The following is a 16,264-nucleotide window of genomic DNA, read 5'->3' on the forward strand; positions in this document are numbered from 1 at the left end:
TATATAACTTCAATATTAAAATTGATAATTAAGTTTTGCAAAGGATTGGGATGGTTAGTGAAAATGTTATTAAAAATTTATTAGAATATTTAGACTTACAAGATTTCAATTTTAAATTGGTAATTCAAGGTAGTTTTGTTTTAAAGAAAGAAAAAGTGATTTCAAGAAATCCAAATGATTTAGATTTGATATTGATCTCAGATGAAATTGATTCAATTACAAAAAATAAAAATTGAAATATTTTAAAAAGCAAGTTAAAGATAATTTCTACTTATGTTGATAATCCAATTTTCAAAAAGGTATTGATAGAATTTGATAATAAAAAAATCTTTCTAGAAATTCACCTTATGAAAAAACTAGATGAAAAGTTTTATTATAAATTACTTAATAAAAATATTTATGCAGTTACTATTGAATTTGCAAAAATAGCTAAGATATTTCAAATTTATGATTTGAAAGATACAAAAAATTGAAAATTTGTTAATAAAGAGAAAAAAATAAAACAAACAATAGAAGATCTAGGAAACATTTTCATTTCCGAAAATGAAGTAGATAAATTAATAAAAAATGAAAATAATATTACCTATTTAACAATTCTTAGCAATAGCTCAATATTATTTTTTCTTAGAAATTGAAATTATTGCACATTTTTTAGTGAAGACTTTACATTAATTAAATCTATAGATAAGGTATTTGCTGATCGAAGATTGATAAAATGGATGACAAAGTTTTTTTATAGTCTAGATTTTCAAAAGATAAAAATAATAAATAAAATTGTAGATATTTTTATAAGAAACAAAATTGTTTTTTTGGATATTTTGTTTGAAAAAAATAATTTTAAAAATTTTGAATTAAAAGAACAAAAGCAAAATTTTGTTTCAAAAAATAAATCCAATTTCTTTTATGGAAATGTTATTTTTTTAAATAATTTTGAATTAATAGTTGATGCAATAAAATTTTTCCTATTCAAGATATTTATAAATGAAACAAAAGTTAATTTTATTGATGAAATTCAAATTCTTTTCAGAGATTCAAAATTATGAAACCATGAAAACATCCTAATTTCAAAAAAGTTTAAGTATAAAAATATATTAGAAAAATGAAATATTAAATATATTTATAGCAATGATATTGATGAAAATCAAATATTTTTACCAATTCAAAATCAAAAGATATTATTAGAAAACATAATCATTCTTTATGTTTTTTTAAATGGTTTAATTTTGGAAAAACAACTTGATTAAAAATAATCTGATAAATGATCAAATTTTAAAAATTTTCATTTTTCATTTTGCTTAATTTTATATAGACATTTTTTAAAATTAATAGACATTGATTTAACAAATAAATAAAATTTTTTCATGGTAAAAATTTTTATCTATAAAAACTTATAAAATGAAAATTTTTTATTGAATTAAGTATATTTTTCATGTATTTTTTTATAATTTTTTTATATGTAGAATCTCTACATATAAATTAAATATAAACCGAGGTAACAACAATGAAAAGTATTCTATTTTTAAATTTATTAGGCTTAGTATCACCTGTTAGCCCAATACAAGAAAGCTCACAAGTAGCCATTCATGAAAATAATGTGAATTCTCCTCAACTAAACCAAGAAGTAAGAGAAGAATTTGCAAAAAATTTAAATGAAAAAAATTATCTTTTTGAATTGATAAATTATTTAACTATTGAAGAGCAAAAAAAATTCAAAATTGATTATGTTATCAATTCTCAAAAATTAAAAAATTTTTCTTTTGATGATTTTAATTCATTTTTTGAAACTAAAATTTTTGAAAATGAAGAAGAAAAAAATATTTATTTTGATGAATATTTAAAAAATGATTTTATTTATCAAAAATTTTATAATGAAGTAAAAGATCAACTACCAAAGAAAAGAGGTAGAAGAGCTATTTTATCTTCAAGACAAAGAGAAACTCTAAGTGATTGAATAAAAACCTTGATTGAAAAACTTGAGTCGTATAAAACATCACTAGATAATGCAACTTTTGGAACACAAATTGCAAAAAATGTTGGAACAGTGGTATCAACTATTTCTGAATTTACTTCAGTGCCAATTTGAAGTTTGGTTTTTTTGGCAATTGGTTCTTTAACTGAATTTATTTCAACTATTGTTCATATAGGATATGAATCCTATTATAGTGAATCCATTGAAGAATTACCATCAATAATTAATGAATTATCAAATTATTTTAGAACTATCTCTTCAATAGATGATGACTCTTATGAAGATTTTTATTTATCAAAAATAAAAGAATTGATTACTAAAGCGAATAAACTTGTAGGTGGAATTTTAAAAATTGAGGAAATTGATAAAAACAGATTAGATATAGAAGAAAAAGGACAAAGATATTTTTCAAGATATTGATATGGTTATTAAAAAAACAAAATTTATTCATGATGTTTAAAAAAAATCATTTTATCAACAACAATATTCAATACATATATAAAAAAACATTTAATAAATGACTTTTTGCCTTTTATTATCTTTCATTAATCACTTTTTTAATTTTAATTTGTATTTTAGGAATAATAATTACAGTATCTTTTCCATTTGATAAGTTTAAATTTTATATATATGGCCTTATAATTGTAAACTAGGACAAAAAAAGTGACTATTTAAAAAACACTTAGAACATCTCAGCTTTGTTGAGGTGTTTTTCATTCTAAGATTGATTGTAATCTTTCATTATTGTATCAGTCAATATAATTTTGAATAATTTCTTGCAATTCTTTGAATGATAATTTTGAAATTTTTAGATCATTTAAGCACTCACTTTTGATATTTGAAAAGAAATATTCTGCTTCTCGATTATCAAGTGAATTTGCGATTCTACTCATTGAAATTATCCCATTGTTTTCTTTAATAATTTCACTATACTGATTTGATGAATATTGACTTCCATGATCTGAGTGAATTATTCACTCTTTATCAAATTTGATTTTAGAAATATGATCTAAAACTAACTTAACATCATTTCTTTTACTTAGATTTCAATTAATTATTTTCTTGCTTTGATGATGAATTGCAATCGATAAATAAACATGATTGTTAATTGCATCTTTGGGGCTTGGAATATAAGTTACATCAGTGGCAACTATGTTGTTAAATTTGCCATTGTAGTCTCTTTGAATTAGATTTTGATATTTAGTATTAAGATTTTTAATTTCATTTTTTCTTTTTGCTCTTCTAATTTTGCAAAAAAGATTTAATTTAAGCAAAATTCTACCTATTTTTCGATAGTTTATATACCTTTTATATTTATTTTGAATATAAATTTCTAATCTTTTTCTACCAAATATACCTTTGTTTTCATGAAATGATTTTCTAATAATTTCTTCAATTTCTTGATCTTTTTTCGGCTCTGCAAGTTTAGGTTTTTTTCAAGAATAATATGTTGATTTTGAAAAGAGAAATTCTTTTCATGAAATTTTAGTTAATATTTTTTCTTTATCTTTATGTTCTTTAATTTTTTTTCGAATTTCTTTTTCACTAATGTCATCAAAAATTATTCTATAAATTTTAACAATCTCTTCTAATTCTTCTCTTGTATATTCATTAACTTCTTTTCTTTTTGGTGGTCTACCGTTATTTTTTTTGTTAGCTGTAGATTTGCCAGTTTGTGAAATTAAAGATTGTTCATCTTTTTGAAAAGCAGAATATTTTTTGAAAAATCAAGATTTTACATATGTATTTTTTCAATCTTTACCAATATTTTTGTTTACTAAAAATATATATTTTTTTATATTAATTTTTCCATCATAAAATTCTTCATATAATGAAAATCATTTCTTTCATTGTTCTGGTTTTAGTTGTTTCATAAACACTCCTATTTAAAGTATATTTTAAAAAGTGTTTTTTATTTTTTTGTCCCAGTTTAAAATTAAATTCATAAATGTGTACAAAAAAAACCATATTACTAGTGATATGAATTTATGGAAAACTTGTATGCATTAATACATCAAAAATGCATTTTGTCAACAAAATATAAAAAAAATATATTAGCTTTAGACAAAGTGATAATTTAAGTTGTTGTATCTATTAAATTGAAGTAATTTAACAATGGTTTTTAGTTTAAAAATTTTGAATTTTTGTCTAATTATTGACTTCAAATTATGACTAACTCAACTTTCAGCATTGCCTCTAATATAACCTTTTTCTTTGTCATAATTTTCATCAATTACATTATTTTTTTAAGTATTTTTTAAGTTGAAAAATTTCTTTAATTTTGGATCTTGAAATTTCCTTTTTAAAGCTTTGAATTAGCTAATCTAGAAACTTGTAAATTTTTTTAAAATGAAAAATCTTTATTAAATCGCAAAATATTCGATAGAGCCTTGCACTATTTTTTCTTTTCAAAAAAACAAAAATTTTAGTATTTGTGAAGATCAATTTTTTTGTTGTAGCTCAAAATTTTTCATAGCTTTTGTTTAATGTGAAAAAGGTCTAAATTATATTTTTCACCAAATTCTTTAGCAAGAGTTTTTACTCATTTTGCATCATCTCATGCAATCCTTATTTCTAAGTGCTCGCCATAATTTTCGCTAATCTGTTTATTAATTTCATTGGCTAATTAACTAGCTTTTAAAAGACTTTTGTTTCCTTTGTTTATATTGAAAATTGTTGTTTTTCCAATTATTTTTAGTCTTTTTTTATTATCTTTATAATCTTCTTTGCCAAGATGTAAAGTTATCATTCTAAAGCATATTTTGATAGTTTTTTTCTTATCATTTTTAATCTTTAAATAAGCATCATCTGCATCAATATAAAGGTATTTTTTACTCTTGGCTATATCCTTAAAATCCTAATTATTTACCTTATCCCTATATTTTTGAATTCAATTAAAAATAGAACTTTTAGAGAATCTATTTTATATCTCATGAGCAATTCTTGCGAAGACATAGTTTTCAAAAACAAAATAACACAAAGTTTTTTTATATTGATCATCAATTCTTTGGTTTTTTTCTAAAAATTTATTAGTAAAATGCTTAGTAATTTGCTTTTTTGTTGTACTGTAGAATTTGGAATAACTTAGTTACTTTTGGTTATAAAAAACCATTTATGAGTTATATCTTTCTAATAAAATTTTTGAATGAATATGTCAATCCTTTGCCTTTTTTCCAAGAGAGTTTTTATATATTAAATTATTTCTTTCTTAAGATCATTTAATGATTTTATTGAGTTTATTATGTATGAAATCACCATTATAAAAAATAACAAAAAACATTCATAAAAAAGAAATTTAATTATGGAAAAACTCTAGATAAAATAAAACCTATTTTCACAAAAGATAAACAAAGTATAGATTTTAATAATTTAAAAGTTGATTTATATCATTTCTTAATAATCATTTTATGATGAATATGATGAAGAATATTATTATGTAAAAGACAAAATCTGCATATGTAAATGAAAAAGATAACTTGATAAAAAAACCATCTTTTAGAGGTGAAGAAAAAGTGTTTTACTCAAAAAAAGCTTCATATATTAATATAACTAAAATTTATTATATTAAAGAAGGGGAGTTGGAAAAGTATGTAGATTTTGATAATGTTCATTACACGCATTACTTAGATTCATATTTAGTTATGATTATCTTGAAAATATAGCAAAAAATGTAAAAGAGATACCACTATATCTTTCTGCAATGAAAATTTTTATAATGAAATTAAAAATGAATTTCAATCACATGCAGAATATACAAATGGAGAACTAATAATATAGAAATAGAATAGAAAACAAGTATGAAAAAATATAAAAAATGAAATATTAACAAAAAGAAATTAAAAAAACATGGACTAAACAAACCATTTAAAAATAATATGAATGGTGAATCATATTATCTTTATCAAGAAAATTGAAATTTATTCAACCAAAAAGATAAAAAAAGTTGAAAATCAAGATGATGATAAAAAAAGAATCTGAAGAAGAGCCTTTTAGTATGGGGATTAAAAATTCTACAACTCAAAGTTTTTATTGTATAGAATTTAAATTTTCTAAATAAACATTATTTTTTTAAATTTCTAAATAGCCTTTTATTTAATTTAAAAATTAAAAAAGCAACCTTTAAACTGGGACAAAAAAATAAAAAACACTTTTTAAAATATACTTTAAATAGGAGTGTTTATGAAACAACTAAAACCAGAACAATGAAAGAAATGATTTTCATTATATGAAGAATTTTATGATGGAAAAATTAATATAAAAAAATATATATTTTTAGTAAACAAAAATATTGGTAAAGATTGAAAAAATACATATGTAAAATCTTGATTTTTCAAAAAATATTCTGCTTTTCAAAAAGATGAACAATCTTTAATTTCACAAACTGGCAAATCTACAGCTAACAAAAAAAATAACGGTAGACCACCAAAAAGAAAAGAAGTTAATGAATATACAAGAGAAGAATTAGAAGAGATTGTTAAAATTTATAGAATAATTTTTGATGACATTAGTGAAAAAGAAATTCGAAAAAAAATTAAAGAACATAAAGATAAAGAAAAAATATTAACTAAAATTTCATGAAAAGAATTTCTCTTTTCAAAATCAACATATTATTCTTGAAAAAAACCTAAACTTGCAGAGCCGAAAAAAGATCAAGAAATTGAAGAAATTATTAGAAAATCATTTCATGAAAACAAAGGTATATTTGGTAGAAAAAGATTAGAAATTTATATTCAAAATAAATATAAAAGGTATATAAACTATCGAAAAATAGGTAGAATTTTGCTTAAATTAAATCTTTTTTGCAAAATTAGAAGAGCAAAAAGAAAAAATGAAATTAAAAATCTTAATACTAAATATCAAAATCTAATTCAAAGAGACTACAATGGCAAATTTAACAACATAGTTGCCACTGATGTAACTTATATTCCAAGCCCCAAAGATGCAATTAACAATCATGTTTATTTATCGATTGCAATTCATCATCAAAGCAAGAAAATAATTAATTGAAATCTAAGTAAAAGAAATGATGTTAAGTTAGTTTTAGATCATATTTCTAAAATCAAATTTGATAAAGAGTGAATAATTCACTCAGATCATGGAAGTCAATATTCATCAAATCAGTATAGTGAAATTATTAAAGAAAACAATGGGATAATTTCAATGAGTAGAATCGCAAATTCACTTGATAATCGAGAAGCAGAATATTTCTTTTCAAATATCAAAAGTGAGTGCTTAAATGATCTAAAAATTTCAAAATTATCATTCAAAGAATTGCAAGAAATTATTCAAAATTATATCGACTGATACAATAATGAAAGATTACAATCAATCTTAGAATGAAAAACACCTCAACAAAGCTGAGATGTTCTAAGTGTTTTTTAAATAGTCACTTTTTTTGTCCTAGTTTAAAGGCCTTGGCTTTTATTTTTTCTTTCATGAAGATGAAGAAAAGTTTTATTTAATGGAATCTAAAAAATTAAACAATCTCACAAAAAAATCTATATCTATTGAGCAAATTAAAAAAAATGCATTGCAAATAGAGCTAAGCTTTCCTGGAATAGTTGATTTTTTACCTTGAGTAAAATCGCTTATTAATAATTAACAACTTCTTTTATGTATTTAGTAGGTTTAAATTTAACAACTCTTTTTTCTGGAATTAGGATTTTTTCTCCAGTTGTGAATTTAATTCCTTCTCTAGCTGCTTTAATTTTAGTTTCAAAAGTTCCTAGCATTGGAATAGTAACTTTTTCCTCTGAGATTAGAGATTCTTTGATTACAAAGACCATAGAGTTTATAATAGCTTCAACATCACGTTGTGAAATGAAGCTATGTTCTGAAATTTTTTGCATAAATTCTTTTTTAGTCATTGTCTTAACCTTTCGATTTTGAATAATTCTAATTTTAGTATTTATATATTTTAATAGATAAACAAACATTATTTGTTTTTCTTTAAAACCAAATTTATTGGACATCCAGTAAAATCAAAATAGTCTCTAATTTGGTTTTCAATATACCTTAAATAGCTAAAGTGAACAATATTTGGATTGTTTACAAAAAGCAAAAATGTCGGCACTGGATCATTTGTTTTTTTGATGTGTTTTATCTCTAGTTTTTTACCTTTAAAAGTTAAAGGATTCATAGTTTGCATATCAACTAGTAAATCATTTAATAAGTTTTGCTTAATTTCTCTAGAGAGATTGTTTTTAACTTGAATAATAACTTTCTCTAGTTTATTTAATCTTTGCGATTTTAAAGCTGAGATAAAAACAATTGGCATTCATGAAATAAAGGGCATTTTTTCCCTTAATTTTTTTTCATATTCAATCATTGTGTTAGTTTCTTTTTTAATTAAATCTCATTTATTAATTACAATGATTGTTGGTTTTTTCTTATCACTTGCATAGCCAATTATTCTAGCATTAAAATGAGAAAGTTCCTCAGTTGCATCGATTATAATAATGGACAAATCAGATTCATCAAGAGAACCCATCGCTCTCATTAGAGCATAGTGATCAACTGATTCAACTAGCTTAGATTTTCTATTTATTCCAGCTGTGTCAATTATGAAAAATTTTTGATCTTCAATTTCAATTGTTGATTTAATTGAATCACGAGTTGTACCAGCAATTTCTGAGACTATTGATCTTTCTTGCTTGGTTAAGGCATTTAAAAGTGATGATTTTCCAGCATTGGGTTTACCCAAAATAGCAATTTTAAAAAGATCTTCATCTTGATCATTTTCAAAATTCATTAAGTTAATAACTTTGTCAAGAACTTCACCAATTCCTTCTCCATGAACTGAAGAAATTTTATAGTAATCTTCAAAGCCTAGTGAATAAATTGAATAATCCTCATTTTTGTTGTTATCTAGCTTGTTGGCAAGGACTAAAACTTTCTTTTTAGAATTTCTCAAAATTGAGGCTATGTATAAATCATCAGAGGTAATTTCCTCAGAGCCATCTATTACAAAAAGAATTATTTCTGACTCTTCAATTGCAATTTGAGCTTGAATTCGAATTTGTTCAACAAAAGGCTGATCAGAAACAACAATTCCACCTGTGTCAATTATTCTAAAGTTTTTACCAGATCAGTTTATATTTTCATAAATTCTATCTCTAGTTACTCCAGGCTGATCATAGACAATAGAGACTCTCTTTCCAACCAGACGGTTGAAAAGAGTTGATTTTCCAACATTGGGTTTTCCAACTATTGCTACTAAATTATTTTTTGTCAATGGCTTCATTTACTAGTCCTAAAATTTTTTCAAAAGTTTCTTCAATATTCATATGATCATTTACAATGGCAATAACCCCTTGAGCTACATGTAAAGGATCAACTTCTCGATTTCTATCACTATAGTCTCTTTTGTTGATGTTATCAAGAATTTTCTCATAGTTTGATTCAGTATTTAACTGTGAATTTTGTAAAACTCTTCGTCTTGCCCTTATAGGAGAGCTTGCATCTAAGAAAATTCTCACCTCAGCATCGGGGGCTAATTTAAAGGTGGTATCTCTTCCTTCAATTACATAACCTTTTTTAACTTTCATGGTGTCAATAATTATTTGGTTAATAAAATTTCTAATATCTAAAATAGTAGAAATTTCACTAGCTTGTTCAGAGATTTTTTCATCTCTTAAATAAGGAGCAATATCTTGGTTATTTAAGAATATTTGATCTTCATTTACATAATTGATTTTGATGTTTTTAAGTTCTTTTACAAGCAAGTCTTGAGTTAAATTAAATTTATCTTTATAAAAAGCAATGGCACGATAAAAAAGACCAGTATTGATAAAAACATAGTTAAGATGATCTGCTAGTTTTTTTGCAATTGTACTTTTACCTACTCCACTAGGACCATCTATTGCAATATTGATATTTTTAGTCATGTTCATTTCCTTTTATTTTATAGTTGAAAATTTCTTTTTAGTTATTTTTTTATGTGTTTGTAAATCTGGCTCATTTAAGATTTCTGAAAAAGCAGGTGATTCAAAAAATTCATCATCAAAGATATCTTCAACTTTGACATCAGCTCTTTTATATGAAAGAGAATCATAACTTTTTTTTAAATCATATAAAAGATTTTTATTGAATTTTTCATAAGACAACTTTTTTAAATCATTTTTTTCTTCATAGTAATTATTGATGTTAGTTTTTTTAACATCAAAAAGATAAATATCTAAGTTTGGAATAAAACTTTTTGCTTTTACATAAATAGATTTTAAATTTGGATTTGATTGATAAAAACTAATTCTCATCTCTTTTTCATTAAAAAGATTTTTTCTTAAATCTTTGAAATTATCCATTCTTTTAGCTATTTTTTCATCACTCATAAGCTATTTACCTTTCATAATAATTTAATCTTTATACATAAGATTTAAAAAAATAATGTTCTAATTTTAGCAATTTAATGAAAAAGTCCTTTGAAATTAATGTGACTTTGACTAGTGACCAAGACAAAAAGCGACAATGATGAGCTTTTTCCATTATAATTTATATGTGCAACATTTTTTCTTTTAATGTACAAAAAGTATTATTTTTAATTTTTTTGCACTCAATTTATAAATTCATAAAGATTTTTTATACGAAAGGAAATTATGAAAACTAAAAAAATTGTAAGTTTAATAGCCTTATCAGGATTAATTTTAACTCCAACTGTTTTTGTCTCATGTAGTGCTCAATCTATAGAAAAAAGAAATCAAAATTCTAATCCAAGTGATCAAACAATCCAAGCACTCCAGATTAATCAAAATAATCAACAAGAAAGTCCAAAACCTCCAGCAAAACCTGAAGGTGATAACAAGCAACCAGAAACTCCTAAAACCCCTGAATCTGAAAAACCTCCTGCAAAACCTGAAGGAGATAGCAAACAGCCAGAAGAACCTAAAACTCCTGAAAAACAAGATATGGATAAAAATCCTGAGCAACCAAAAGAACCTGAAGTTCCAAAAGCTCCAGAACCTGAAAAACCTAAGCCAAATTGGTGAGAAGTTGAAGGTGAAGCTCAAGTTGAACTTCTAAGTCTAAGTTCTGATGGTATAAGTCTATCTTTAAAATTTAAAGATGATCTTCCAGAAAATTCAAATTCAAAATTAACTCTTAAAAAAGAGGGCAGTGGTCCAAGTGAAGAAAAAACATTTGAATTTAAAACTACAAAATCTAAAGATTACAAAATTAACTTAGGTGATTTAAAATCAGCTAAATGATCAGTTTCAAAAATTCAATTTGGTCCTTCAACATACACACCAAAATCAACTAAGAGTTTTGATCATAAATCAGATCTTGAAGAATACAACAAAATAAAAGAAATCTTGTCAAAACTTAACTTTAATATTAAAGAAGACAAGAAAAATACTGTAAACTTTTTTGGACTAGAATCAAGTGATTTTAATTTAGGACTTGTAACTAAGGATAGAAGTGACATTTTTGGTTTTTCTGAAGAAACACTAAAAAACAATGGAATTAGCAATGTTGATATGAAAATTACTTTTTCACCAACAACTGATAAAGGTGTTGAAAGAAAAAGATTAGGAACATTTTCAATTCAATTTTTAAATAAATCTTCTGTATTTAAAAATATTGAAAAATCTATAGAATGAAGTTACAAAAACAGCCAAGACATTCTTGGAGAGTTTGTAAAAGATAATCCACGTTACAAAGAATTTGAAGATTATGTTTTAAATAATTACTTTAAAAATAAAAAAGATCTTCATCCATTTATGCTGCAAGAATTAACTGTTTTAGAAAATAATAAAGAAGTTAAAATAGCAGATAAAAAAATAAATCTAAAAGAAGGTGTTGTAGTAAGCCTTAAAAAATTCAAAAATCTAGATGACTACAAAGGAGAAGCTAGTTTAGTCTTTGAAGTTAATAGAGATGGTAATAAAAAAGAGTTAGAAATAACTGTTAAAGACTTAGCTAAAGTTAATTTCCACGAGCAAGACTATGGTGGAAGTAGAAGAGCTCAAGACTTTGATGTAAAAGCTAGTTCAAGTTGATCAAGTGGATATCCTCCTGTAAGAGTTTGATCACCTTATACTTGAAAAAATTATTACTGATCAGCTGGTAAAGGTGATAAAAATCCTTGATTTGAATTTAGTTGAAAAAATGGTAAAAGAGGAACTATTTATGGATTTGAGCTTCTTTTCTGAAAAGGAGACCATAGATACTATATAAAAGATGCCTACAGAGTTGAATATAGAGAAACAAAAGATGGACCATGAAAGAATGTAAACATCTATCCTAAAAAAGCTCAAAATGTATTTTTTGTTCCATCAAAAAGCTACCATTACTACAGAGATGTAGTTGAAATTAAAAAAGCAAATATTCACTCAGTTAGAATTGTCTTTGAAAATAGACTAAAACCACTTTGACCTTCTATTTTTGCTCTAATGCCAATTACTAAAGTTTAATAAAAAATTAATAACCAAAAAATTTAAAAAAGTTTTGTCTTTAAATAAGGCAAAACTTTTTTGTATAAAAAAACTACCATGACTAAGTGAGCATAAACCATGGTAGTTATAATTAAGTAAAACTAAAATATTAAGTTTGTTAGATTATTAATTAACTTTTATAAAAAACTATTTAACAATTAAGTTTAAAACTTTGTTAGCTACAAAAATAACTTTTATAATATTTTTGTTTTCTAATAAAGTTTTTATTTTCTCAATTTGCATTGCTTTTGCTAAAACTTCCTCTTGAGTTTTGTCTAGTTCAAAATCAACTATAGCTCTAACTTTTCCGTTAATTTGAATTACATATTTTGTGAGATTGCTTTCTAAATAAGTTGGATCATAAGTAGGTCATATTTGATCTTTAACTTGCTTTTGATTCATTTTTTCTAAAAGCTCTTCTGCAATATGAGGGGCAAAAAGAGACAAAATAAGGGCAAAGTTTTTTAAAATTTCTCAAGAAGGAATTTTTTCTACTTTATAAAGCAAGTTAACAAAAACCATTAATTTTGAAATGGCTGTATTAAATTTTAAAAGTTCAACTTCGTTTTCTATTTCTTTAATCAACTTATTGTATTGACTTAAAATTAAATGATCCTCGTTTGATTTTTCAATAGTTTTTTGTCCATCAAAAAACATTTCAAAGAGTCTATAAACTCTTTCAAGTCATTTTCTTATTCCTTTAATAGACTCAACTTGTCAATCTTTGTCATCTGTTAGTGGACCCATAAACATTTCATAGACTCTAAGAGTGTCAGCTCCTAATTCATCAACTATTTCACTTGGGTTAATAATGTTACCTCTAGATTTTGACATTTTTTGGCCGTCAGTTCCTAAAATCATTCCTTGATTTACAACTTTTTGAAAAGGTTCTTTAGTAGGAACTACTCCTATGTCATATAAAAATCGATGTCAAAATCTTGAATATAAAAGATGTAAAACAGCATGTTCTTGGCCACCTATATATAAATCAACTGGAAGCCATTTTTTAAATCTCTTTTTTGCCTCTTCTGAGTCAAGTTTTTCATATGAGCCATCAGCATTTTTTAAAATATAAGCTAGGTAATATCAATTTGAACCAGCTCATTGAGGCATGGTGTTTGTCTCACGAGTTAGTTTTTTCCCATCTTTTTCAAAATAAAGCCATTTTTTATTATTAAAAAGAGGAGACTGACCATTTTTTGAAGGCTTAATGTTTTCCATAAAAGGAAGCTCAACTAAGCCATCAATTAAATAAACATTATTTTCATCATCAAAGGCAACTGGAAAAGGCTCTCCTCAATATCTTTGTCTTGAAAAAATTCAATCTCTTAATTTGTAAAAAGTCTCAACTTGTCCAAGATTGTTTTTCTCAACATATTGATTTAATTTTTCAATGGCCTCTTTTGAGCTAAGACCATTAAACTCAGAGGAATTAATTAAATGACCGCTTTCAAGATAAGGCAGCTCTACATTTTCTTTTGAAACAATAACTTGTTTAATTTCTAAGCCATATTTATTTGCAAATTCATAATCTCTTTTATCATGAGCTGGAACTGACATAATAGCTCCAGTTCCATAAGAAAGTAGTACAAAATCACCAATTCAAATTGGGATTTTTTTTTGGTTAAAAGGATTAATGGCATAAGAACCTGTGAAGATTCCATTTTTTTCATTTTTATCAGCTTTTTGTCTATCATCAAGTTTTTCAAATTCTTTTATAAAGTCTTTAACTTTTTCTTTATTTTCGCTAGTAACAATTTTTTCTACAAGAGGATGTTCAGGAGAAATAGTTAAAAAAGTAGCTCCAAAAATTGTTTCAATTCTTGTTGTAAAAACTTCAATACTTTCATCAAGAAGCTCTAGAGCAAATTTGACTTTAGTTCCAGTTGATTTTCCTATTCAATTTTTTTGAAGAAGCTTTAGAGAATTTTCTCAATCTAAATCTTCAAGACCTTCTAAAAGTTTATCTGCATAATTAGTTATTTTTAAAACTCACTGTCTCATCTTTTTTTTGACAACGGGGAAAGAGCCTCTTTCAGAGACTTTGTTTCCATCTTTGTCAATTAAAACTTCTTCATTTGCAAGAACAGTACCAAGCTCTTCACACCAGTTTACATCTATGTCTGCTAAAACTGCCAATCCTTTTTTATAAAGCTCTTTAAAAATTCATTGGGTTTGTTCATAAAACTTTGGATCAGTAGTATTAACTTCTTTGTCAAAGTCATATGAAAGTCCAAGTGATTTAATTTGCTTTTTAAAAGTTGCAATATTTTTTTGAGTAAACTCATTGGGATTGTTTCCTGTGCTAATGGCATATTGTTCAGCTGGAAGACCAAAGGCATCTCAACCCATTGGATGTAAAACATCAAAGCCTTTTAATCTTTTAAATCTAGCGATAATATCAGTTGCTGTGTATCCTTCAGGATGACCCACGTGAAGCCCTGATCCTGAAGGATAAGGGAACATATCTAAAACATAATATTTTTTATCGCTTTTATTTCCTGTTTTAAAAGCTTTGCTTTGATCTCAAATTTTTTGTCACTTTTTTTCTATTTCTTTATGGTTATACATATTTTTTTATTTTAAATTAAAAAAACAAAATTAGCCTTAATAATTTACTAATCTCACTTTTAAATCTTATAAAAACAAAGCTAAAAACTTATTTGCATTTTTGCTTTTAAAATAAAGATTTTTAATTATTTTAAAAACTTTAAATTTGGCTCTAGAGACTTATAATTTTTATAAGTTTAAAAATTTTAAAAAAGAGAAAAGAGGAAATATGATTAAACCTAAGAAATTAAATGCTGGAGACAAAATTGCTATTGTAAGTTTGTCAAGTGGTGTACTTGGAGAGGCTTTTTGTAAACATCAATTAGACCTTGGTATTGAGAGACTAAAAAAATTTGGATTAGAAGCTGTTTTTATGGAAAATTCTTTAAAAGGACTTGAATTTATCAAGAACAATCCACAAGCAAGGGCAAACGATTTAAAAAGTGCATTTTATAACCCTGAAATAAAAGCAATTCTTTGTGCAATAGGTGGCCTTGATACACATAGAATTTTTGAGTATTTATTTAATGATGAAGAATTCATGAGCTATGTAAAAAATAATCCCAAAATTTTTATTGGCTATTCTGATTCAACAAACAATCATTTATTTTTTAATAAACTAAATGTTGTTAGTTATTATGGAATGAATTTTTTAAGTGACTTTGCAGAGTTAGACAAAAATATGCTCTCTTACACAGAGCAAAATTTTAAAATGTTTTTTGAAAATAAGCCTAGCAGACAAATTCTTTTATCACCAGAGTGATATGAAGAAAGAAAAGATTTTTCTCAATCACAATTAGGAACTGCTAGAGTAAAACATGATGAAAAAAGAGGCTTTCAAGTTATTAGAGGAAAAGGCAAAATTAAAGGAGAGCTTTTTGGTGGATCACTTGAAGTTTTTTATAATGGTTTAAACAAAGATCAACAAGGAAAAAGCACTTTTAAAACTTTTGATTTAATACCATCAAAAGACGTCTTGAAAAAAACTATTTTATTTTTAGAAACAAGTGAGTATAAACCAGAGCCAAAATTATTTGAAAAAATGATTGACTTGTTAATAGAAAATGAAATTTTACAAAACGTAAAAGCTCTAATTTTTGGAAAACCTCAAGATGAAGTTTTCTTTGATGAATACAAAAAAATTTTAAAAGATAAAAGCGAAAAATTTGATTTACCTATTTTTTATAACATCAATTTTGGACATGCTCTTCCTCACAACATAATTCCATATGGAATTGAATTAGAAATAGATTTTGATCATAAAACTTTAACACTAACAGAGCCTTTATTTGATGAAAAAATAAAGAGAATTTAA

The 16,264-nt window shown here is 24.7% G+C and carries 12 protein-coding genes and 1 pseudogene; 7 read left to right on the forward strand and 6 right to left on the reverse strand.

Features of this window, described 5'->3' with window-relative positions; translation table 4 throughout:
* Positions 1 to 50: 50 nt before the first annotated feature.
* Positions 51 to 1,244, forward strand: a complete 1,194-nt coding sequence (locus tag EXC36_RS00275; RefSeq protein ID WP_041363892.1) for a hypothetical protein — start codon at positions 51 to 53, stop codon at positions 1,242 to 1,244.
* 257 nt (positions 1,245 to 1,501) lie between these two features.
* The gene (locus EXC36_RS00280; RefSeq protein ID WP_010924863.1) at positions 1,502 to 2,401 is read left to right on the forward strand and encodes a hypothetical protein; all 900 of its coding nucleotides are present in this window, start codon (positions 1,502 to 1,504) and stop codon (positions 2,399 to 2,401) included.
* A gap of 239 nt (positions 2,402 to 2,640) precedes the next feature.
* Here the strand turns inward: EXC36_RS00280 and EXC36_RS00285 are convergent, their stop codons facing one another.
* Positions 2,641 to 3,843 carry an IS3-like element IS1138B family transposase gene (locus EXC36_RS00285; RefSeq protein WP_041363864.1) on the reverse strand — a complete coding sequence of 401 codons (1,203 nt, stop codon included), beginning with the start codon at positions 3,841 to 3,843 and terminating at the stop codon, positions 2,641 to 2,643.
* A 1,923-nt stretch (positions 3,844 to 5,766) separates the two neighbouring features.
* Here EXC36_RS00285 and EXC36_RS04005 point away from each other — a divergent pair.
* The 3 genes and pseudogenes from EXC36_RS04005 to EXC36_RS04115 form a co-directional block, all read left to right on the forward strand.
* Positions 5,767 to 5,934, forward strand: a complete 168-nt coding sequence (locus tag EXC36_RS04005) for a hypothetical protein (RefSeq protein WP_010924876.1) — start codon at positions 5,767 to 5,769, stop codon at positions 5,932 to 5,934.
* Positions 5,935 to 6,148: 214 nt separating this feature from the next.
* The gene (locus EXC36_RS00290) at positions 6,149 to 7,351 is read left to right on the forward strand and encodes an IS3-like element IS1138B family transposase (RefSeq protein WP_041363864.1); all 1,203 of its coding nucleotides are present in this window, start codon (positions 6,149 to 6,151) and stop codon (positions 7,349 to 7,351) included.
* A gap of 37 nt (positions 7,352 to 7,388) precedes the next feature.
* Positions 7,389 to 7,571 (forward strand): annotated as a pseudogene (locus EXC36_RS04115) (Holliday junction resolvase RecU); the annotation flags it as partial.
* On the opposite strand, the gene EXC36_RS00300 reads toward EXC36_RS04115, so the two are convergent.
* Genes EXC36_RS00300 through EXC36_RS00315 form a run of 4 tightly spaced genes read right to left on the reverse strand, consistent with a single transcriptional unit; the run spans position 7,561 to position 10,299 of the window.
* Complete coding sequence (locus EXC36_RS00300; RefSeq protein WP_010924891.1) at positions 7,561 to 7,941, reverse strand: HU family DNA-binding protein; 381 nt, start codon at positions 7,939 to 7,941, stop codon at positions 7,561 to 7,563. The pseudogene EXC36_RS04115 and the gene EXC36_RS00300 overlap by 11 nt on opposite strands.
* A complete protein-coding gene (gene der, locus EXC36_RS00305) occupies positions 7,905 to 9,212 on the reverse strand; it encodes a ribosome biogenesis GTPase Der (protein WP_010924892.1) in 1,308 nt (435 codons plus the stop codon). The genes EXC36_RS00300 and der overlap by 37 nt, the downstream gene beginning before the upstream one ends.
* Entirely contained in the window at positions 9,190 to 9,855 is a 666-nt protein-coding gene (cmk, locus tag EXC36_RS00310) for a (d)CMP kinase (RefSeq protein ID WP_041363906.1), read from the reverse strand. Before cmk ends, der begins: the two co-directional genes overlap by 23 nt.
* A 12-nt stretch (positions 9,856 to 9,867) precedes the next feature.
* On the reverse strand, positions 9,868 to 10,299 hold the full coding sequence (locus EXC36_RS00315; RefSeq protein WP_010924894.1) for a hypothetical protein: 432 nt from the start codon (positions 10,297 to 10,299) through the stop codon (positions 9,868 to 9,870).
* 264 nt (positions 10,300 to 10,563) lie between these two features.
* Between EXC36_RS00315 and EXC36_RS00320 the strand changes: the two genes are divergently transcribed.
* Positions 10,564 to 12,378: a hypothetical protein gene (locus tag EXC36_RS00320; protein ID WP_129689966.1), complete on the forward strand. Its 1,815-nt coding sequence runs from the start codon at positions 10,564 to 10,566 to the stop codon at positions 12,376 to 12,378.
* Between the two features lie 168 nt (positions 12,379 to 12,546).
* On the opposite strand, the gene leuS is transcribed toward EXC36_RS00320, so the two are convergent.
* Positions 12,547 to 14,970: a leucine--tRNA ligase gene (gene leuS, locus EXC36_RS00325; RefSeq protein ID WP_010924897.1), complete on the reverse strand. Its 2,424-nt coding sequence runs from the start codon at positions 14,968 to 14,970 to the stop codon at positions 12,547 to 12,549.
* 208 nt (positions 14,971 to 15,178) lie between these two features.
* Here leuS and EXC36_RS00330 point away from each other — a divergent pair, with 208 nt between their 5' ends.
* Positions 15,179 to 16,264 carry a S66 family peptidase gene (locus tag EXC36_RS00330; RefSeq protein ID WP_129689968.1) on the forward strand — a complete coding sequence of 362 codons (1,086 nt, stop codon included), beginning with the start codon at positions 15,179 to 15,181 and terminating at the stop codon, positions 16,262 to 16,264.

It is taken from the genome of Mycoplasmopsis pulmonis (assembly GCF_900660575.1).
Taxonomy (GTDB): domain Bacteria; phylum Bacillota_I; class Bacilli_A; order Mycoplasmatales; family Metamycoplasmataceae; genus Mycoplasmopsis_B; species Mycoplasmopsis_B pulmonis.